Genomic DNA, 20,398 nt, shown 5'->3' with positions numbered 1-20,398 from the left:
TTCAAATTCTAAGCAAAATCGGCGTAGAGTTGTGTCTATTCAATTAAGAAGGGGGTATTGTACGTTGACATATCGAACTCAGAAAACTCAAAGAAACGTTGGTCCCCACAGTATTCAGCGTAGCTTATATAGGCGATCTCTGATCGTTGTTGTGATATCTCAAATGTTTGGCGGTGCAGGGCTTGCTGCCGGAGTAACGGTAGGTGCGCTGCTTGCTCAGGATATGTTAGGTACAGAAAGTTCTGCCGGTGTTCCCTCCGCACTATTAACGTTTGGTTCTGCTGTGGCTTCTTTTTTAATTGGTCGTTTTTCTCAGCGTTTCGGGCGACGGTCAGGTCTTGGATGGGGTTTTATAGCCGGTGGTATTGGGGCAATTGGCGTAATTCTTTCGGCAGTGAATTCTAGTGTACCTCTTTTGTTTCTATCCCTTTTTATTTACGGAGCAGGAACGGCAGCAAACTTACAAGCACGGTATGCCGGAACAGACTTGGCAAAGCCAAATCAGCGAGCCAAGGCGATAAGTATTGCGATGGTCTCAACTACATTAGGGGCAGTTGCTGGCCCCAATATGGTGGGCATGACCGGCCGCTTTGCAACTTCATTTGGACTTCCCGCCCTTACAGGCCTATTTATCTTAGCTGCTGTATCCTTTATCTTAGCAGGAATAGTATTACTTCTTTTTCTTCGTCCCGACCCGTTAATTACAGCTAAAACAATATCAGTTGAATCTCATCCGAAGACCGTCGAGAAAAAAGATTCGTCTCCCAAGAACAATAAAGGTCTTGTTGTTGGGGCAACGGTGATGGTTCTAACCCAAGTTGTTATGGTAGCCATAATGACAATGACACCAATTCACATGAAGCATCATGGATTTAGTTTGGGAGACGTCGGGGTAGTGATTGGCATTCATGTCGGTTTGATGTATCTCCCGTCCCTTTTTACCGGTATTTTGGTGGATAAGATTGGCCGAATCGCCATGTCGATAGCATCGGGCTTTGTTTTATTATTAGCAGGTCTTATTGCTGCTCTAGCGCCTGCTAATTCCCAGTTGCTGCTCATTCTTGCTCTTGCATTGCTAGGTCTTGGCTGGAACATTGGCTTAATTAGTGGGACAGCGCTTATTGTTGATGCGACAGATTCAGCGGACCGTGTTAAAAAACAAGGAGCGATTGATGTGCTGGTAGCCCTAGCAGGTGCATCGGGAGGGATTTTATCAGGAGTAGTTGTAGCGCACACCAATTATTCAATCCTTTCTTTTGCCGGTGGTGCATTAGCATTGGGGCTAATACCAGTTGTTTTATGTTCACGAAAGCGAAAGCAGAAATTAGCCTCCGATATCAAGTAAACCTATACGGACGCTCTTCTAACAAAGACAATACTATATCATCTGGCACCGGCATACATGCTGACATCAAGCTCGATGCGTGAGGCTTGTCCTTTGCAAGGGTTAAAAATTATGGGGGAATGTTAAAAAGTGAACCGAAGTTGGATATTAACTTTTATTGGCGTTGTGTTTGAGGTGGTTTGGGTCTCAGGTTTCAAGTACGCTGATGGGCCATTGTTATGGATGATTTCTATTGTATCATTGATTATTTCTTTTACACTTGTCCTCATAGCAGCAGTAAAATTACCTGTAGGAACGGTTTATGCTGTATACACGGGACTGGGTACAGCAGGAACTGTGCTGGTAGAGATGATGATATTTAATGAACCGGCTCAGGCATTTAAATTACTGTTAATTGTATTGCTCTTGGCAGGTGTGATGGGACTAAAACTATTCACAAGTTCTCCTGCTTCTAAGGAGGCCGAACAATAGTGGCTTGGTTATCTTTAATTGCTGCTGGTTTGTTTGAGGTTGTTGGAGTACTTGGTATGAATCGAGTAAAACGTGATAATAACTTAAAAGCATATTTGATCTTAATCATCGGATACGGTGTAAGCTTCATTCTTCTCAGCCTCACATTGAGAAGCCTTCCCATGGGTACTGCTTATGCAATATGGACGGGAATAGGAACTTCTGGTGGAGCGCTAGTCGGAATGCTTTTCTTTGGAGAATCAAAGGATTGGCGACGGATTCTATTCATTTTTATGATATTTGGCGCAACAGTTGGATTAAAGTTAATTTCTTAGAGCATATTGCGAATTGCATTGACCCCTAAAGTAGACAACTTATTCGTTAAGCTACCTGTAGGGCATGTGTCCGGTATTGTACAGGGCTCATGCCTTTTAATTTCGTCTTAATCCGTTTGTTATTATAATAGCGATATATGCCGCTAGCTCTTGTTGTTAGCGTAATCTGCCCGTTAATGGGACGTTGTCAGTCTAATACTTTATTTTCTCAGTCTACAACTTTATTTTCCGAGTCTAATTCTTTATTTTTCAGTCCAATACTTTATTTTCTTTGGACACTAGAGTCCGGTACATGACTAAGGTGGCCACTGCGGATCAGTAACCTGCTAGCTTTTTATCTTGCATTTATAATTGATCTATACCTTTACATGGTATTTCCTCCACTTGTACCAATCGAAGATCATTTGTAACAAAAACATCCGCTTGTGCAATGATGGCGGATGCGATCACAAGCGCATCCGGTGTTTTCATTCCGTATTTTCCTCGTAGAAAGGCGACCCGTTCGGCAACCGAATTGTCAACGGGCACAACCGAAAGATTTGGGAAATGGGCGAAAAGCAGCTTGTACTGCTTCTCTAAAGCGAGGTTCCCATCCCGAATCGGTTTCACGAGAATCTCGGTCAATGAAATGGTCGAAGCAACGGCTGAATAGGCTCCTTCCTCAATTTGCTCGAGCAGCCACTTCGCTTTCTCACCAAATTCAGGATGTTGCTCAAACACATAAATAAAAATGTTCGTGTCCAACGCGATTTTCTTATAAGAAGAGGGGGAGGAGGCGTTCACCAATTTTCTCTCTCCTTCCGAACATAATCATCACTTGGTTCATCTTTCCATAACTCTTTTCCAAGTCCCCAAAGTTTGTCGGAAAATGATTTTGGTTTTGGCATTNTCTCTCTCCTTCCGAACATAATCATCACTTGGTTCATCTTTCCATAACTCTTTTCCAAGTCCCCAAAGTTTGTCGGAAAATGATTTTGGTTTTGGCATTACAATGATCTCATCACGAACCTCATCATACTGCCATAACAGTTTATCGCCAACTGCCAATTTTGCTTTCACGCGTATTTCCTCAGGGATTGTAATCTGATACTTCGTCCGAATCTCGCTTTCCAATTTCGATATATGTTCCATATCACACCATCCTTTGATTCATCTTACTATTATTTATTTTATCACACTAATATCGATTTAATCCAACCTTAAAACTTGTCGGCCGATGCAAGGTCTGCCCTGGCCGATTATTTGGAAGAGGAGCTCCAGCTGGATGCTTCGGATGAGACGCTCGCTTTATTCTTGAGTGGGAAAGGTACTCCGGCTCGAAAAGCAGATGGCCGGCTATTTCCTCGTTCCATAAACCGCATCTTGGAACAAATCGGTAAATGGCACGATGCAGAGCTGAAAGATCCTGAGCGCCACCTTTCACCGCTGCGACCGCATGACTTGCGCCATACCTTTGCCAATGAATTAGCCAAACATCCTGATGTGACAGAGCAAGATTTGGAACGGCTGTTGCGGCACCGGAATAAACGATATTTAACAATTTATACGAGGCCGCTGAAGGCTACGTCAGCAGGTTTTGTGGAGAGGTTATAGAACCCGAACTACAGCACGAGTGATGAATATTTCTTATGATCTTATATCATTAATATCATTTATAATTAACCCCATTGATAGAAGAACTGGAGCGATCGCCGCTGTAGGGCGGTGCCTTACATCGATATCCCAGTCAGACCGCCGCGGAAGCTGCACTCTATTTTCGTTGAACGGACACTTATGCGAGTGATATCGTGAAGGAGGTTAGTTTGTGCTCTATATATTTAGCGGTTTGCCAGGCACCGGAAAGACCACATTATCAGCTGCCTTGGCCAGAGAGTTCCGGGTACGTATCTCCGAGTCGACGTCGTGGAACAGGCTATGCGGGTTGCCGGGACCTGGGTTGACGGACCTGCGGGTTACATCGTGTGTTATGATATTGCGTCGCAGAATCTTCGGTTAGGCCTCTACGTGATAGCAGACACGGTCAATCCCATCCATGAAACGCGCCAAGCCTGGCGCGAAGTGGCGGAGTCTCTCGAAAATCCATTTTTGGAAATCGAAGTGGTCTGCTCGGACGAAAGTAAACACAGACATCGAATCGCTACGCGTGTAGCCGATATTCCCGGCTTTGCTCTACCTACGTGGGAGGAGGTCAAGGGCATTACGAGGTTTGGGACCGAGACCATATCGTCATCGATACAGCTATCAATCCATGGCCGAAAGCCTGATGACGTTACGCGAAAAGTTGGATCAAGAACGCAAACAGATCATAAAGGACGACGAAATTGATTCGGAAATAACAGAAGATATGCTGTTAGAACTTTATAATGCGATTAAAAATTCTGATGTTGAGGAAACAGTTTGGCGAAAAGTAGTTTTTTTGTACAAGAACCACTATCAAAACAAATAGCTTTTGACCTTATAGATAGAAAAATCGCTCTAATGGAATTAGGACACACTAGACAAGATTATGAAGTAATGTGGAAGTTAGCTTAGACGAAGCCTTATTAACATTAGCTACTGATGTTTACACCAAACCCACCTTTAGAGAGCGGCATTTTGGTTCTCGTTATTCAGCATTATCATTTGCTTTCACGACTATTGAAAAACGATTCATATTCATGATTCGACGATTCTGATGATAGGACTTGGACCGTTTGAACCATTCAATCATTGGATGCTAGATTCTGATCCTTTCGAGCCGCCAGTTACTGCTACTATCAGTGCAAAAATGCGTGGTTATGTCATGCATTGAAGGTATTGAATAAAGTAAGTCCTGTTTTTGATTTATTGAATCTTACCAAAACACACCTTACTGAGCGAGCAGCCAGTAAGGTGTGTTTTTTCATCCTTTGAATTGTGACTTGCTCGGATTACCTAACATGGACTTGTGTTAATTGAGCGAATGCTAGTCGAAGGGAATAGCAGCTATTCATACTCACTGGATTCTCTCTGTGAAAATGCGACATCATCTCCGCTCCATTAGTCGTCAAAATACATAACATACCGCTGTTTATATATATATGATTAATTCTGAAGGCTGGTCCTAACAGATTAGGAGGAGAACAAGATGACTTTCGGGATGACAAATACACGCATGTATGCAAAAGGAAATTTCGCCAGCACCTACACGGAGGTTCCGGCTTCCGCTCCTGGCTTCGAATGGCGTGACGGCATGGTTAGCGGCAATGGCGAGAACGGATATATCACGTCAGGCTCGCCTTATGCGGACTGCTTTATTTTTCAAAATATGTGGTTCAACTATCCATCCACCCATCCTAGAGAGATTCCAGAGGAGTTGACGGGGCAACTTGCCGAAGCCAGGTGGAATGTTTTTAACCAAAATGACCAATGGAAAATTACGTTTCCGGACGGTACAACCAGAAAAAGAACCTTTTTTTATAGCTACCATCCCGGTCACCAGCTCAGGCTAAGCGCGGCTAACAAAGGAAGCGTGTCGGACTATGAGCGGTGGACGAATTATGAAACGGCGGAGACGGGGGTAAGTTACAAAGATGAGCTAGGATCTTGGATTCGAACATCGTTTACGTCTAGAGCGGACGACGTATCGATCACAAAGATAACGCAATCTTCGAACGGCGCAAAGATTAACATGGTGATCTCGATCGATGACATTTCGAATATGTGCAGAGCACAGAATGCGGCTTCCGAGGTTACGGGTCTTCAATATAAAAAGTTGGTCGACCCCGATGCAGCGTATATCGCCTTGGTTGCCCATTACCCTTCCTATCCCGGGAGCGAACTGATCGACGGAGGATACGCAGGGCTGACACAGGTCGTTGTTGTAAATGGTACCAGGAAGAAAGTGCTGCTCCTTGACACGAACGAACTAATGAACGTCGGTACCGAGAAGAATCCGGCCATTCAAATTATTAATGCGGATGCCGTATATTTAATCACGCAATCTAATAGAACCCATGAAATGGGCAAAATTGAAGATTTTGCAGAGATGACTCACTACGCAATCGTCGATCAACTATATCGGAATACGAATGCCGTTGCCGGTAAATATAAGGACGCATCTGGTCATTTCGATTACTCCGCCGCCCTCGCACCACATGTCCAAAAGCACGCATCTGAATATAACGCTGTAAGCTTTTTTATTCACGGGGATAAAGCTGAAAAATATTTGGACAACCTGGCGCTGATCAACGCTCAAAAAGCGTCGGCGACCAAAGTCAATCATGCGTTTATGGAGCAGGCGTATAACCAGGGACGGTATGCCATGATCTGCAGCAGCGGCTCCAGCGCGCCTCGCTTGTACGGGATGTGGACCGGGGAATGGAATCCCGGGTGGCGCGGCATCTACACCCTTGATGCCAACGTCAATTTGCAAGTCGCATCGATGAATACGGGTCATTTAACGGAAGCGCAGCTTGGCTATATTACGTTTTTCTTGAGAAACGCACCGGACTTTGAATACAATGCTCGAATGGCGTACGGAATGCACGATGCGCTGCAGGTATCGGTCAACTCCGACGGCGACCGCGGGATGCATGTGGAATATGACAACGACTATCCGTTTCAATACTGGAATGCCGGGGCAAGCTGGTGTTTGTTGCCCATCTATGAATACTGGCAGTGTTACGGCAACCGGCAGATTCCGATCCATGCCAACATGAGGATGGATGATCTGCAGCCGCTGCTCGGCGTCAAGGATGGGGGCCTGACCGATGAAGAATTCACGGAGATCCTAAACCGAGGGTGCTTGGATCTGGAAAAGGATATTTTGCTCCCTCTGCTTACAAAGCAGGCTAATTTCTGGGAACAGATTTGCATACCGGAATACTACACGGATATGAACGGCAAAGCCTGCCATCAGAACGGAAAAACGGCATTAAATCCAGGCGAAAAATATATGATTATCCCAGCCTACTCGCCGGAGAATAACCCGATTGGCTATAACAGCACGATTACGGCCAATGCCGCTATGGATATTTCGGCAGCGAGTGACGGACTTCAAATGGTCATCATGTTGGAAAAGGCCGTAAAACGGGATGGATATGAAGCCGCAATCGCCAAATGGGAAGCCTTGCTAGCGCTGCTGCCGGATTACAAATATGACGTTGATGGCGCTTTACGCGAATGGGCGATGAGCGAATATACGGAGAATAACAATCATCGGCATCTTAGCCATCTGTATCCGGCTTGGCCGGCTTATGAAACGCAAAATGATAGGGCCTTGGCTCAAGCTGCAAAGATCGCGCTCGAGAACAGAGACAAATACAATACGCAGGATGCGACTGCGGGGCATGGCTGGGTGCATAAGGCTCTGGTCAATGCCAGGCTAAAAAATGGCGACAGGGTGCTCTCATCGCTATTGCCAATGATGACCGAGACCGGTTATTACGCCTCCCTCATGACTGACCATGACACAAACAGAAGAAACAACACCTATTGCACGGATACAGCATTTGGCGCCGTGGGGGCAGTAAATGAAGCGTTGCTTTTCTCGAATACCGGAGAAATCGAGATTGTTCCGGCATTGCCTTCCGACTGGAAAGTGGGATCCATTAATGGACTTATGGCAAGAACCCGGGTTGAGGTTAAGGAGTTAACCTGGAATCTATTATCCAAAACGGTGCGCGTTACGCTCCATTCAAGCGAAAATGATAATGCGATTAAATTAAAAGCGGGCATCCCTTGGACTGATGCACTGGTTAACGGCAATGCCGTTAAGGTGATTCAGGAAGGGCTCGGCAAATCTATCCATTTAACGCTGAGTGCAGGGATTGACGTTACAGTTGTATTTAATTTGGCTTAATCTTGTTAATTAATGCTAGTCGTTAATGAGCCCTGGCACTGGAAATTCCGGAAGCAAGGGCTCTTTGAATTGGAAAATATAAAGGGAAGCGCCATCTTGAAAAAGGACACCAAAACCTACGAAATGAACCGTTTTCACAAAATGTATGCGCTTTTATAATTGGAGTTAGGAAAGGCGGCAGACGGTTAGCCCACACAAAGAAAAACGAAAGGAGAGGCGGAAATCATTCAAAACGATCTGTTTATAAAGCGGTTTCAGAAGCAACTTCCCTTCCAGCTGTTTGTATGGATCGGACTCGCATTTCTGCTGGTGTTCAGCTATATTCCGATGTTCGGCATAATCATCGCATTTAAAAATTATAAAATCTCGACCGGCATCGACGGTATATTCACCAGTTCTTGGGCAGGGCTGACGCACTTTAAGGAATTGATCAACGACTATAACTTCCCGATGCTGGTGCGCAATACGCTCGTTTTGAGCGTACTGAAAATCGTTTTTTCGTACCCGATACCGATTCTGTTCGCTATCCTGCTTAGCGAAGTAAGGCATGTGTTTCTAAAGCGGTTCGTGCAGACCGTCAGTTATTTGCCTCATTTTATCTCTTGGGTCGTCGTAACCGGCATCTCGTATGCCTTCTTCTCGTCGGGGTTCGGCATCTTCAACGATTTGCTGCTATCCCTGCATCTGATCAAGGAGCCGCTCAATATTTTGACGGATCCGGACTCGTTCTGGGGGCTCGCGGTTTCGACGGCGATTTGGAAGGAAGCGGGGTGGTGGACGATTATTTTCCTCGCGGCGCTTGCCGGCATCGACCCGTCGCTTTACGAGGCGGCGGAGATGGACGGCGCGAGCCGGCTCAGAAGAATCTATCACATCACGTTGCCGGGGTTAAAGGGCGCAAGCATCGTTGTGTTGATATTGACGATCGGAAACATGCTGGGCGGCGGGCTGGTCGGTTCGAACTTCGAGCAATCCATGCTGCTTGGTAATACCCTTAACAGCGAGACTTCGCAGATCATTCAGACTTACGCGTTCACGATCGGTTTAGCGCAGGGGAGGTTCTCGTTTGCGACTGCGATCGATCTTATGCAATCCGTTATTTCTGTCTTCTTAATCTTCACAAGCAACGCCATTGCGAAGCGCGTCTCGGGTACCGGGTTGTTCTAGCAACATAAGAAACAGGAGAGTGGTAAACCATCATGCGCCGAAAAAAAACGACCGAAGACCGGGTGCTGGACACGATCATTTCCGTTATTCTTTTTATCGTCGTCTTCGTGACGCTCTATCCTTTCTACTACATCCTATTGATTACGCTTAATGCGGGCACGGACACCGCGGTCGGCGGCATGTATTTGTGGCCGCGGCAATTTACGCTCGGCAACTATCTATACTTTCTCGAGGATCCGAAGTGGATCAGCTCATTCGGAATTTCGATGCTGCGTACGATCGTAGGAACCGCACTTGGGGTCCTGTTCACCGGCATTGTCGCCTACGGACTAGCCAAGCGCGACTTGATCTTCCGCAAAAGCTACTTCCTGATCGTCGTTGTGGCGATGAATTTCTCCGGGGGATTAATTGCCTTCTACATCGTGCTGAAAAGCCTGGGCTTAATTAATACGTTCGGCGTCTACGTCATTCCGGGCATGCTGAACCTGTTTTTCCTGCTGATCGCGATCACGTTCTTCACCGAAATACCCGAGGAGCTTGGTGAATCGGCAAGGATCGACGGCGCCTCGGAGGTTCGCATTTTCACTAAAATCATTTTGCCTGTCTCCATGCCGCTTCTGGCGACGATGAGCTTGTTCATCGGCTCCGGGCAATGGAACGCATGGCTTGATTCGGCTTATTTCGTACAGGATGAGGGATTGCGAACGCTAACCTACCGCATGATGCAAGTGATTAATCAGACGATGGTTCCATCGGGCGAAGCCCAGTCGGCAGCAATGTCAAGGTCTAGCGTTACACCGTTCTCGATTCAAGCGACGGCAATGGTCGTTTCCATTGTCCCGATTCTCGGCGTCTATCCATTCCTGCAAAAATATTTTGTATCCGGCATGATGCTTGGCTCGGTCAAAGGCTAATTTCGAATATGGTTTTTCGGTTGTCTTGCTGAAGGAAGCCGGGCATCCTTAAAATAATTAAGAGCATGGGGGTATAAAAATGAACAAAAGCTTTAGATTACTTATCGTTCTGGTCGCAGCAATGTCATTGGTTTTGTCGGCATGCAGCGGCAACGCCGGCAATGCGCCAGCAAACAGCGGCGAGGCCAATAACGGAGAGGAAAGTGCGACCGGGAATGGAGTCGGCGATAGCTCCAAGCCTCCGGTCGAGCTGACGATGTTCGTGGATGCCACCTGGTACCCGTTCCAGGATTGGACGGGCGAAATACCGGAGGCAATTACGAAGGCAACCGGCGTCAAGCCAAAGGTGACGGTGGCAACCGACGACAAGCAGCTCGCCTTGATGGTTGCTTCGGGCGATTTGCCCGACATCGTCTTATCCTTTAACTTCAAGCTTATGTCAGACGGAAATTTAAGTTTGCCCTACAATGAAATCTTTCCGAAATACGCGCCAAACGTGAAGTTCGACTCGGTCAAAGAGCTTGTCAACACGGTAAGCGACGGCAATTATTACGCGATCCGCAACGATTTCTCTTCCGAAGCAGAGTGGAAGGCCAATTCCTACGCCCATATGATGGTACCTGGATTGACGATGCGCAAGGACATTTTGGAGGAGCTCGGTAATCCATCCATCAAGACGATTGATGATCTGGATAAGGTGTTCGCCGCAGTAAAGGAGAAGCATCCCGAGATGGTGCCGCTTATCTTGAACCCGAACTGGCAGCGGCCTTATTTCGATACCCAATTCGGCGCTGCGGGAGGCTTTGTCGACAAAGACGGCAAGATCGAATATTCCCTCAGGCAGAATGCGACTCGCGATTCGATGCTCTATATAAATAGCTTGTACCGCAACGGGTTTGTTACTTCTGAGAATTTCGCCTACAAAAATGAGTCTGAAACCGAGCAAATGATGTTGGCCGGCAAGGGTTTTGCTTATACGTGGACTTATTCCGGCGCGGACCGTCTTAACGCTAGCGGTAAGGAAAGCGGTTTAGAATTCGTACAGCTTGCCGAGCCGCTTGGCGACAAGGCATCCGTCATCAGCACCGGAACCGGCGGACTCGGCGTATATGTGACGAAGGATAACAGGGACGTGGAGGCGACGGTAAGATTCCTGGAGTATTTGCATTCGGAGGAAGGCTGGCGGTTGGCTGAATGGGGAATTGAAGGGAAAGACTGGACATGGAATGAAGCGGGTTATCCGGAGTTCAACTACAATGTTCAGGATTTGGAGGTTCTGAAGCAAAAGGGTGTATATTGGTGGGGAGTACCGACGGAAACCGGCGTCGGTATGGCTCTGGGCTCCTATAAAAGCGGATCGGAGACGACACGTCAAGGGGAGGCCTACTCCAAAATTACGACGTTTAACCCGGCCATAGGGATGATTAATCCGGAAACCGATTCGCCCGAGCAGATCATCCGGACCAATATCGACAATATGGTGAGGACGGAGGTTACGAAGGTGTATTTGGCGCCGACGGAGGAAGAAGCTTTGCGGGCGTATGAGGACATGCTGGAGAAAGCGGAGAAAATAGGCATGGCGAAGCTGGAGGCATGGGCGACCGAGCAATACGGTCCATTAAAGGAAAAGTATGATGCGTTGACGAAATAACGCAAACCATTAAAGCTCATAGGAAAAGCAGGCTCACTAGGGGGCTGCTTTTTCTATGAGCTCCTTCGATTTTTACCAACTTGTCCAGGGGAGAGTCGATTATGCGCATCAGCACCAAGATGATTATAGGCTATCTTTTTCTCGTTGTGCTCCCGTTCCTTGTCTTTGCGGTCTTTATTTATAATCAATTGCATGAGCGATTAATGACCCAGTATCAACTGACCAATCAGCAGAATATTGAGCAGCAGGCCGCTAACCTCGACGCTGACATGGCCAAAATCGAGTCGTTGTATACCATATACCAGAACAATACCGCATTAATTGATTTTTTGCGGGGCGATTATACAGATGACCGAGAGCTTATTTATTCGTTCTTGAAGGAAATTAGTCCCGCCTTCTCTTTCGCTGCTCTCGGAGAGCCGATGGTCAAACAGATCGTTGCATATCCGAAAACCGGGAAGCGGCTGATGGCCGTTCCTGAATTTGGGGACTATTCGGAGCTTGAAGGCGTACTAAGCGCGGAGGATATGGCAAGGCTCCGTCCTGCCAAAGGATTGTGGAAGAAATCGTTTGAATCGGACTCCGTTCCCGTTCTAACCTATTACCACAAGCTCTATAACGATTCGTATACCAGCGAGCTCGGGATCCTTCGAATTATGGTAAAACCGGCACTCATCGAGGAGTTTCTTCAAGCGCTAAGCGCCGTACATCCGAAAAACGCGATCTTGCTGACCGGATCGGAGGGAGATATTGTCTACGCAGTCAGGGATACGCAGCTTAGTTCGGGACAGCTCGCGGATATTCAAGCAGCCATCCGGCGCGGGGAAGACAAGTCGTTTCGGGCAGACCGCGGAAAGCTGCTTGTGAATACGGTTCGGGCGCCGCGATTAGGCTTAACCGTCGTTGAGGTGAACCGGCAAGACACCCTTTTCCAATCGATGTGGACGAAGCTGTGGTGGGCTGGTGCGGGAGCTATGCTGCTTATTTTATTGTCGGTTTTCTATTACGTCCTTTTATCGTCACTGACAAAACGGATCCTGTTGCTGTCCCGGCACATGAGGAAGGTTGGTCAGGATTTTCTCGGCAATCCCTATGCCGGCAAACCCGGCAAGGATGAGATCGGATTTCTTATTTCGAACTATAACACGATGATCGGCCGCATCGATGAACTGGTCAACCGCGTTCAGAAGGTGGAATTGCTGAAGAAGGAGGCAGATTTCAAAATGCTGCAAGCGCAAATTCAACCTCATTTTTTGTACAATACGCTGGAAACGATGCGAATGCTGGCCAGATCCAACCAAGATCACAAGGTAGCGGAGATGGCACTTTCATTAGGCAATCTTCTAAGATACAGCTTATCCCAAAATAACGATACAACGCTGAAGGAAGAGGTAGAGCATGTCCGTTCGTATATCGCGATTCATCAAATCCGGATGCGGGAGTTAAAGTTTGAATTCGAGTCGGACGATAATGTCTTAATGCTCCGTTGCCCGCGATTTATTTTGCAGCCGCTTGTTGAAAACGCTTTGCTTCATGGATTGTCCGGGAAAAAGGACGGCAAGCAAATCGCCATTCGGCTGACGCAAGGCAATGGCTTCGCGCTCATTGAGGTATGGGATAATGGGAAGGGCATCGGGCAGGAGAATATCGCGATACTGAGGAAAATTATTAACGGAGAACCGGCTGCCACATTCATCTATCAAGGTACGGGTATAGGGCTTAACAACGTTGCGGAACGGGTCAAAGCTTATTTCGGCCAAGAATCGGAACTGTCCATCGAAAGCATACCGGGCGAATGGACGAGATGCTCTCTAAGACTTATGCTGGAGGGGAATAGCCATGCTCAAGCTGATGATTGTGGATGACGAACCTATTATTCTGTCGGGGATCCGGGACATGGTCGAACAAGCAAATACGGCATTCACGAGGATCGCGACAGCTTGCGATGGAACAGAAGCGCTGGACATGATGGCCTATTTCCGGCCGGATTTAATCATTACCGATATTCAGATGCCTGAAATGGACGGCCTCTCCTTTATTCGCAAGGCAAAGGTTAAGAATGTCACACGATTCATTATCCTTTCGGGATACGACGTCTTTCATTACGCGCAGGATGCGATACGACTTCAGGTTGCGGAATATATGCTGAAGCCGATTGACGAGCGGCAGCTTATTGAACTATTGAAGCGTATGGCCCTTGAGATAATCGGACAGCAGCATAACAATGCTTCAACCATTAAGGAACCGGATGTAGAGCAAAATTCCATTAACGACCATGTCAAAATGCTAAAGGACTATATTCATAATAACTTCATGAAGGATATCTCGTTGTCTGACGCCGCGGCGTACTTAAATCTTCATCCGGCTTATACCGGCCAATTATTTAAGAAGGAAACGGGCGATTCGTTCGTGTACTACATTAATCAATGCCGCATTGACAAAGCAAAAGAATTGCTTGCCGGCAGGAACCAAGTTGCTCTCGAGAAGATCGCAGCCTGCGTAGGGTTCGAAAATCGCCGCACGTTCTATAAAGTATTCCGCAAATATGTTGGCCAGACGCCCGGAGAGTATAGGGAGTGTATGCAACGTCCAACCCAGAGTATCGATTGTTTATGAGAGCTTATGGTGCTCCCTATAAGCGCTTGGCGTTATTCCGAAAAGCTTTTTAAAGGTTTGACTAAAGTGTTCAAGCGTCGCGAAACCGGTTTGTTCGGCGATACGGCTTACAGACATCGGCGTTGTCACAAGAAAATAGGCGGCCGCGCTCATTCTCGCCTGCTGCCGCTTCTGCGTGAAAGATACGTCGTAGCGGTTTTTTAACGTTCTTTCCGTCTGCCTCACGCTAAGTCCGAGCTTGTCAGCCAGCGATTGAAGCGTAATCGTCGCATATTCACCTAGAAAGCTGTTCTCGATGATGACGAGCCGATTATCATCGAGCGTTTTTAGCTGTACGGGACGAAGCGAAGGCCGATTGTTTGTATAGTTTCGGACTAGCTTAATAATGATCTGCTCAATGATCCCGGTCACCATCGAATAATACCCTATATATTGAAGCGTGGTTTCATGCGCCAGCTGTTGGAATAACGGCAGCATATGCTGCATGTCCTGTCCGATCCAAAATGGTGTGCGGACAACGATTTCTGCCATTTGCGCGAGATCCTGCCCCTTCGCAGTCTTGTCAGCCTTGCCGTCGATTTCCCCAATTACTTCAAAGCAAATGCAATATTCGGCCATGGGGTCTTCAGGATTCGTAATCTGCTCGTGCGCTACATCCGGACCGGTCATAAAAAGGGTGTTAGCCGATATCAGATAACGCTTGCCGTTTGCGACCAAGGTGCCTTGCCCTTGTGGAATGAAATGCAGCTCGTAGCTTTTGTTGCTGTGCACGTGTTCCTGCATTGATTTGTAAAAATAGCCGAATCGCACGTATAGAATGTTCAGCATAAGGTCGCCGAAAGGGATCTTCAAGTCCATATGGTCCATGTGTATGGGAGGAAAATTCATGGGCGGTACCTCCGTTTCCTTTCTTCCATCTTAGCTTTGTCGGACCGCATTCGCAAAGTAGGAACTGCGAAGAGACGTGTGGAGCATTGCTGGAACGAGCGGATTACCTGGAAGGCGAGAATGGTTTTGAGGAAGCATTGGTTTGTATGGAATGTGATGACGACAAGTATTATCCGATCGACGTGGTAATGATATTGATCAAGACAGCGGTTTTATTTGCACCGAATGTGCCAGTAAGTATTATCTGCTTGATGAAAATTGAATTTAATAATAGGTTTAACTCAATTGAAAAATGGATGATTTGGAAATGTATAGTTACAGCTAGATGATTTTACTCCAACGGTGAATGATACACAAGTCAGTTTTGTATCATTCGGGAAAATGTTCTCAACCCGCGTGGCTATTGGGTTTGTCTGACTTTAAAATCTACTTCACTCAGTGAATTCGTGATAGAATGATACATAAATATTAAAAATCAATAGATAAGTATGATACATAGCAGGGAGGCCGCCATGGAGTTTGTTCAGCCGATTAGAGATCGGAAAAAGATAGAAACCATGAAAAAGATACTGAAAAGTCAAAACATAAGAGACCATTGCCTGTTCGTTTTAGGAATCAATAGTGGTCTCCGTGTAAGCGATTTGCTGAAACTGACCATTGCTGATGTGTTGGATGAGAGAGGAAAGGTAAAAGACCGGATCACCCTCCGAGAGAAAAAGACCGGGAAAGTGAAAAACTTTCCTTTAAGTGACAATGTCCATGGCCAGGTCGCCATTTTTTTCAGTTACATGGCAGCGAAAACGAGCATCGCCTGCAAGGTGACCTTCTTAAGTCCTCTCATGGTCGTCCACCGCATGCCATGCTTCTCCTTCAAATCTGCAAAGACGCGTTCAATGTGGTTATTTTTTTTGATACATCCAAACCGCTAGCTGTAAAGGAACGGCTTCTTTAAAACGCTGAGGATCATATCCTATTTCTTCTTTAATTCTCTTTAGGCGATAAAGAAGCGTATTCCGATGAATATATAACGCTTTGGCCGTTTCCGTTATGTTTAAATCAGATTCAAAAAAAGCTTGCAGCGTCTGTATATCTTTGTGTGATACATTTGGGAATATGCGCTGTAAATATCTTTGTTTTAAAGCTTCATCCAATTGATAGACGAGCGCCTTCGTTTCGATATCGGCGTAGGGAATCATCAGCCGTTCATCATCCCCAATGAACAGGGCAAGATCCGATTCCTTGAAAGCGATGGAGATCTTATTCAGTTCATGGACTTGGGCGGCATATCCGATTTTGAACTGGATTCCCATTCGCTCAAGTGTCTCTTTCATATATAGCAGTTTATTTGTTGTCTTCTTCTCGGGAAGCCCGGACATCAGAATAAAAAGCCTGTTTACATTAAGAAAACCAACCAAGTATTGGCCTTCACTTATGATATCCTCTATCTTTTTTATGAGTACTTGATTTTGAACCGTTCTTTCCCTGATTTCGATGATACATACGCTATAAGGAGGAGACAGCTGGATATGAAGCAAATTCAGCCATTGATCGATCGCTTCAAAGTTTGGCTCCGCTTTAATTAGCTCTTCAATAATCATTTCTTTTGTCCGCTGCTTCCATTCCATCTGTAAAGCAAGGAAGGATTGTTTAATCATCAGTTCGGTTGTCATCTTCACCAAACCGCCAAATTCTTCGACTTCTTTCGGTTCCCCGGTAATTCCAATGACACCGATGATTTTATTTTGGAATTCAATCGGAAGGTTGATTCCTGTCAGAGTGCCTTCCCATTGAACTGTATTTTCACTGGTAATAATTAAAGGTTTACCTGTTCTAAACACCTCCAGAGCTCCTTCATGCACTTGGTTAATTCGCGACGGATCTCCGGAAGCTATAATCATCCCGGAATCGTTCATAATGTTTATATTCCGGTTTAATCGGTTCATGGTTTCTTTAACGATAGCTTCTGCAATTTCACGGGTAAGCATATCTTTACCTGCCTTTTTAATTAATGGTTAGAAATTGTTTAAACTATACAAAAAAAGAAGAAATTTTTAATCGATTTTTATTTATTATATACGATGATTTATGCTTTATCACTATTTATAATGAATATAGATGAAAGCGCTTCCTTTAAAGCGAGAAATGAGGTGTTTTTATACAGGTCATCCGAACTTATACGGCCAATAAAGCGCATTTATTGGCGTGAAAATGAAAGCCCTTACAGATGTAAAACTTAAGATGCATGGTCTAATGACGCAGACTAAATTAGGGGGGTTAAATCATGACTAGCGTAACATATTTGGTTCTTTGTCTGCTTTTTTCTATTGCTTTAATTGTATTTCTTATTATGAAGACAAAGTTGAGTGCATTTATTGCATTGATTATCTCCGGGTTCACACTTGGTATTTTAGCAGGTATGCCCCTTGGTGAGATTGCTGCTTCGTTTCAAAAAGGTATGGGGAATACCCTAGGATTCCTTGCCACTGTTCTCGGTCTTGGAACAATTCTTGGAAAGATGCTTGAGGTTTCTGGCGGAGCACAGCGTCTTGCAAGAACATTAATCGGAGCCTTTGGTGAGAAAAAAGCTCATTGGGCAATGATGATTGTAGGCTTTATATGTGGTATCCCCGTATTCTTTCAAGTTGGTTTGGTTTTATTAATTCCTGTAATATTCAGTGTTGCTCTTCAAACAAAGATGTCGCTTGTTAAAATCGGAGTTCCTGTTGCAGCTGCTTTAATGACCGTTCATTGTTTGGTACCGCCACATCCTGCTGCTTTAGCAATTGTTGGAATACTTAATGCTGACGTTGGAACCGTTATTGTATGGTCCTTAATTGTAGGATTACCTGCCGCAATTTTAGGAGGCCCTGTTTTTAGTAATATCGTTTCAAGGTTTGTAAAGGTAAATCCTCCTAAGCATCTTTTCAAGAGCGAACTTATACCGGATGAAAAGCTTCCATCATTCGGTATAACACTATTTACAATACTTTTACCAATGTTAATTATGGTATTAAAAACCATTGTTGAATTAGCAGCTCCTGAAAATGCTTCTTATTTACCGATCATTGAATTCTTGGGTAATCCAATCTCTGCACTTTTAATTTCTGTCATTTTCTCATATTTTAGCCTTGGTTTTTCAAGGGGGATGAATAAGGAAGATATACTGAAGCTAACTGAAGGCAGCTTTGGACCTGTAGCAGGCATACTGCTTGTTATAGGTGCAGGTGGAGCATTCAATCAGGTGCTTCAGGACAGTGGAATAGGAAAGGTACTTGGAACTGTTCTGGCAAACCTGGATATGAATCCTATCGTTTTAGCATGGCTGGTTGCCCTTATCATGAGAGCTGCTGTAGGTTCTGCTACTGTTTCAATGATGACGGCAGCCGGCATCATTTTACCGCTTTTACCTAATTATCCTGGACTTGATCCAGCGATTATATGTGTAGCTATTGGTGCAGGAGCAATCGGACTCTCCCATGTAAATGACTCGGGATACTGGACGGTTAAAGAATTCTACGGAATGACAGTACAAGACGCATTGAAGTGTTATACAACTGCTACTACTGTTGCATCTATGGTTGCATTGATCGGAACACTGATTTTAGGCAGCTTTGTTTAACATATTTCTTGCCGTATAAGCATTGGCGTCATCTTAAATAAGGAATGGGATTGGGGTAGCCGTTTAAATGAATGGCGCTGTCCTTTCTCCATGTGCATAAATGAAAGTTATATAAACCAACCAGAAAAAATCGTATATTTGTACTTTTTTTTAGACTATTTATCTGAAGATTTATATTGATTCGCTTAGTATAATAATACCATGAAGCGGTTGAAAGCGATTTCTTCGAATCAAGCTAGGAGGTGTTTATTATTAAAATCGTAATCGCACCGGATTCATTCAAAGGAAGCGTTTCTGCTGTGGAGGCGGCTGCAGCGATCGAGAAAGGAATCAAAAATTACGCTCCTCATGCGGAAACCGTGTTGGTACCGGTTGCAGACGGCGGGGAAGGAACACTCGACAGCCTCGTAGCTGCGACTGGAGGAGCGAAAGTCCTTGTGAAAGTAACAGGTCCACTAGGCATCCCGGTTCCAGCTGAGTATGGCTTGCTTGGCAACGGGGAAACATGTGTCATCGAAATGGCGAGCGCTTCCGGCATATGCCTGGTTTCCGACGACCGGAAAGATCCGATGGTGACAACAACCTACGGAACGGGCGAGCTCATCAGGAGAGCGCTCGATGACGGATGTCGGAATTTTATTTTAGCGATCGGTGGAAGCGCTACAAATGATGGCGGGATCGGGATGCTGCAAGCGCTGGGAATGCGGCTGCTTGATTTCTCCGGGGAATCCGTTGGCTTCGGTGGAGGGGAGTTGGACCGAATCGCCGTCATCGACGATAGCGAGTGGGATCACCGAATTGCCGAGTCCACCTTTTTAATCGCATCGGATGTGAAAAATCCTTTGGTCGGTCCCAATGGCGCCACCTTCGTTTTTGGCCCGCAAAAAGGGGCAACGCCTGAAATGGTTGAAATCCTGGATAAAAATATGCATGATTGGGCCAATTTAGTTCAATCGAAGACAGGGATTCGGATGCATGACATGCCGGGTGCCGGAGCGGCAGGCGGGCTTGGCGGAGCGTTTCAAGCGTTCTTTCCTGCGATTATGAAGCGAGGGATTGATGTCGTCATTGAATATACAAGGCTGCGCGACCATTTGCGGGGGGCAGATCTTGTCTTTACGGGAGAAGGGCAAATCGATTTTCAGACGGCGTCCGGGAAAACACCTGTGGGAGTGGCACAGGCAGCACAGAAGCTTGGTATTCCGACTTTCGTTCTTGCCGGATCCATCGGCAGAGGAATAGAAGAACTGTACGAATTCGGCATTCATAGTATTCATAGTATTGTGAACGCTCCGATGACGCTGCAGGCAGCGATAGAAAGAGCGCCGGAGCTGCTGGCCCAAACAGCCGAACAGGTTATCCGAGCTTATATGACCAATAGACCCGTAAATGGAACTGTCGGAAACGAAGTTCATATACAGCGGAATTTCGAAAAAGTCGTTCAATAAAACTTCTTCAATTATTTCAAAAACTTGATAGAATGCTTGGCGCTCTTTATAATGCTCCCATAAGTTGAGACACGGGAGGGAGAAAAATAAGTTATAATGAAGCAATGGAAAAACGGAACCGATATACCTCAGAGTTTAAGACGA

General features: G+C 45.8%; 16 protein-coding genes and 4 pseudogenes. 14 read left to right on the top strand and 6 right to left on the bottom strand.

Going from position 1 to position 20,398, the window contains the following annotated elements; all coding sequences use genetic code 11:
• Nucleotides 1–64 precede the first annotated feature (64 nt).
• The 3 genes from ASG81_RS19190 to ASG81_RS19180 all read left to right on the top strand — a co-directional run bounded on the left by ASG81_RS19190 (nucleotide 65) and on the right by ASG81_RS19180 (nucleotide 2,130).
• Complete coding sequence (locus ASG81_RS19190; RefSeq protein ID WP_056637781.1) at nucleotides 65–1,345, top strand: MFS transporter; 1,281 nt, start codon at nucleotides 65–67, stop codon at nucleotides 1,343–1,345.
• Nucleotides 1,346–1,474: 129 nt separating this feature from the next.
• Complete coding sequence (locus ASG81_RS19185; protein ID WP_056637778.1) at nucleotides 1,475–1,816, top strand: DMT family transporter; 342 nt, start codon at nucleotides 1,475–1,477, stop codon at nucleotides 1,814–1,816.
• Complete coding sequence (locus tag ASG81_RS19180) at nucleotides 1,816–2,130, top strand: DMT family transporter (RefSeq protein ID WP_056637775.1); 315 nt, start codon at nucleotides 1,816–1,818, stop codon at nucleotides 2,128–2,130. The genes ASG81_RS19185 and ASG81_RS19180 overlap by 1 nt, the downstream gene beginning before the upstream one ends.
• A gap of 46 nt (nucleotides 2,131–2,176) precedes the next feature.
• On the opposite strand, the pseudogene ASG81_RS31055 reads toward ASG81_RS19180, so the two are convergent.
• The 3 genes and pseudogenes from ASG81_RS31055 to ASG81_RS34050 all read right to left on the bottom strand — a co-directional run.
• A pseudogene (locus ASG81_RS31055) lies at nucleotides 2,177–2,260 on the bottom strand (IS3 family transposase); the annotation flags it as partial.
• A gap of 215 nt (nucleotides 2,261–2,475) precedes the next feature.
• The gene (locus ASG81_RS19175) at nucleotides 2,476–2,913 is read right to left on the bottom strand and encodes a type II toxin-antitoxin system VapC family toxin (RefSeq protein WP_162255038.1); all 438 of its coding nucleotides are present in this window, start codon (nucleotides 2,911–2,913) and stop codon (nucleotides 2,476–2,478) included.
• A gap of 106 nt (nucleotides 2,914–3,019) precedes the next feature.
• A partial coding sequence (locus tag ASG81_RS34050) for an AbrB/MazE/SpoVT family DNA-binding domain-containing protein (protein WP_442952923.1) occupies nucleotides 3,020–3,261 on the bottom strand: 242 nt, incomplete at its 3' end.
• A gap of 75 nt (nucleotides 3,262–3,336) precedes the next feature.
• On the opposite strand from ASG81_RS34050, the gene ASG81_RS19165 reads away from it, so the two are divergent.
• The 8 genes and pseudogenes from ASG81_RS19165 to ASG81_RS19130 all read left to right on the top strand — a co-directional run bounded on the left by ASG81_RS19165 (nucleotide 3,337) and on the right by ASG81_RS19130 (nucleotide 14,299).
• On the top strand, nucleotides 3,337–3,723 hold the full coding sequence (locus ASG81_RS19165; RefSeq protein WP_081417432.1) for a tyrosine-type recombinase/integrase: 387 nt from the start codon (nucleotides 3,337–3,339) through the stop codon (nucleotides 3,721–3,723).
• Nucleotides 3,724–3,934: 211 nt separating this feature from the next.
• Nucleotides 3,935–4,432, top strand: a pseudogene (locus ASG81_RS30010) (AAA family ATPase); the annotation flags it as partial.
• Nucleotides 4,433–5,236: 804 nt separating this feature from the next.
• A complete protein-coding gene (locus tag ASG81_RS19155) occupies nucleotides 5,237–7,951 on the top strand; it encodes a glycosyl hydrolase family 95 catalytic domain-containing protein (protein ID WP_056637763.1) in 2,715 nt (904 codons plus the stop codon).
• A 327-nt stretch (nucleotides 7,952–8,278) separates the two neighbouring features.
• Nucleotides 8,279–9,118, top strand: a complete 840-nt coding sequence (locus ASG81_RS19150; protein WP_081417430.1) for an ABC transporter permease — start codon at nucleotides 8,279–8,281, stop codon at nucleotides 9,116–9,118.
• Between the two features lie 32 nt (nucleotides 9,119–9,150).
• The gene (locus ASG81_RS19145; RefSeq protein ID WP_056637758.1) at nucleotides 9,151–10,032 is read left to right on the top strand and encodes a carbohydrate ABC transporter permease; all 882 of its coding nucleotides are present in this window, start codon (nucleotides 9,151–9,153) and stop codon (nucleotides 10,030–10,032) included.
• 79 nt (nucleotides 10,033–10,111) lie between these two features.
• Entirely contained in the window at nucleotides 10,112–11,683 is a 1,572-nt protein-coding gene (locus ASG81_RS19140) for an extracellular solute-binding protein (protein ID WP_056637755.1), read from the top strand.
• A 101-nt stretch (nucleotides 11,684–11,784) separates the two neighbouring features.
• Entirely contained in the window at nucleotides 11,785–13,548 is a 1,764-nt protein-coding gene (locus ASG81_RS19135) for a sensor histidine kinase (RefSeq protein ID WP_056637752.1), read from the top strand.
• On the top strand, nucleotides 13,523–14,299 hold the full coding sequence (locus tag ASG81_RS19130; RefSeq protein ID WP_056637749.1) for a response regulator transcription factor: 777 nt from the start codon (nucleotides 13,523–13,525) through the stop codon (nucleotides 14,297–14,299). Before ASG81_RS19135 ends, ASG81_RS19130 begins: the two co-directional genes overlap by 26 nt.
• Here ASG81_RS19130 and ASG81_RS19125 read toward each other — a convergent pair.
• Nucleotides 14,294–15,187, bottom strand: coding sequence for an AraC family transcriptional regulator (locus tag ASG81_RS19125; RefSeq protein ID WP_056637746.1), 894 nt, complete (start codon nucleotides 15,185–15,187; stop codon nucleotides 14,294–14,296). The genes ASG81_RS19130 and ASG81_RS19125 overlap by 6 nt on opposite strands.
• Nucleotides 15,188–15,675: 488 nt before the next feature.
• Here ASG81_RS19125 and ASG81_RS32870 point away from each other — a divergent pair.
• A pseudogene (locus tag ASG81_RS32870) lies at nucleotides 15,676–15,885 on the top strand (hypothetical protein); the annotation flags it as partial.
• Nucleotides 15,886–15,974: 89 nt separating this feature from the next.
• Here ASG81_RS32870 and ASG81_RS30005 read toward each other — a convergent pair.
• Together ASG81_RS30005 and ASG81_RS19110 are read right to left on the bottom strand one after the other, a co-directional pair.
• Nucleotides 15,975–16,097: pseudogene (locus ASG81_RS30005) on the bottom strand (transposase); the annotation flags it as partial.
• Nucleotides 16,087–17,172, bottom strand: a complete 1,086-nt coding sequence (locus ASG81_RS19110) for a CdaR family transcriptional regulator (protein ID WP_056637741.1) — start codon at nucleotides 17,170–17,172, stop codon at nucleotides 16,087–16,089. The pseudogene ASG81_RS30005 and the gene ASG81_RS19110, both read right to left, overlap by 11 nt.
• Before the next feature lie 296 nt (nucleotides 17,173–17,468).
• Between ASG81_RS19110 and ASG81_RS19105 the strand changes: the two genes are divergently transcribed.
• Nucleotides 17,469–18,806 carry a GntP family permease gene (locus ASG81_RS19105; protein ID WP_056637739.1) on the top strand — a complete coding sequence of 446 codons (1,338 nt, stop codon included), beginning with the start codon at nucleotides 17,469–17,471 and terminating at the stop codon, nucleotides 18,804–18,806.
• A 251-nt stretch (nucleotides 18,807–19,057) separates the two neighbouring features.
• A complete protein-coding gene (locus tag ASG81_RS19100) occupies nucleotides 19,058–20,254 on the top strand; it encodes a glycerate kinase family protein (protein ID WP_056637829.1) in 1,197 nt (398 codons plus the stop codon).
• Nucleotides 20,255–20,398: the final 144 nt, after the last annotated feature.

This window comes from Paenibacillus sp. Soil522 (assembly GCF_001428245.1).
Taxonomy (GTDB): Bacteria; Bacillota; Bacilli; order Paenibacillales; family Paenibacillaceae; genus Pristimantibacillus.
The sequence above is the reverse complement of the archived record's forward strand: the minus strand, read 5'-3'. Positions and strand labels throughout refer to the sequence as shown.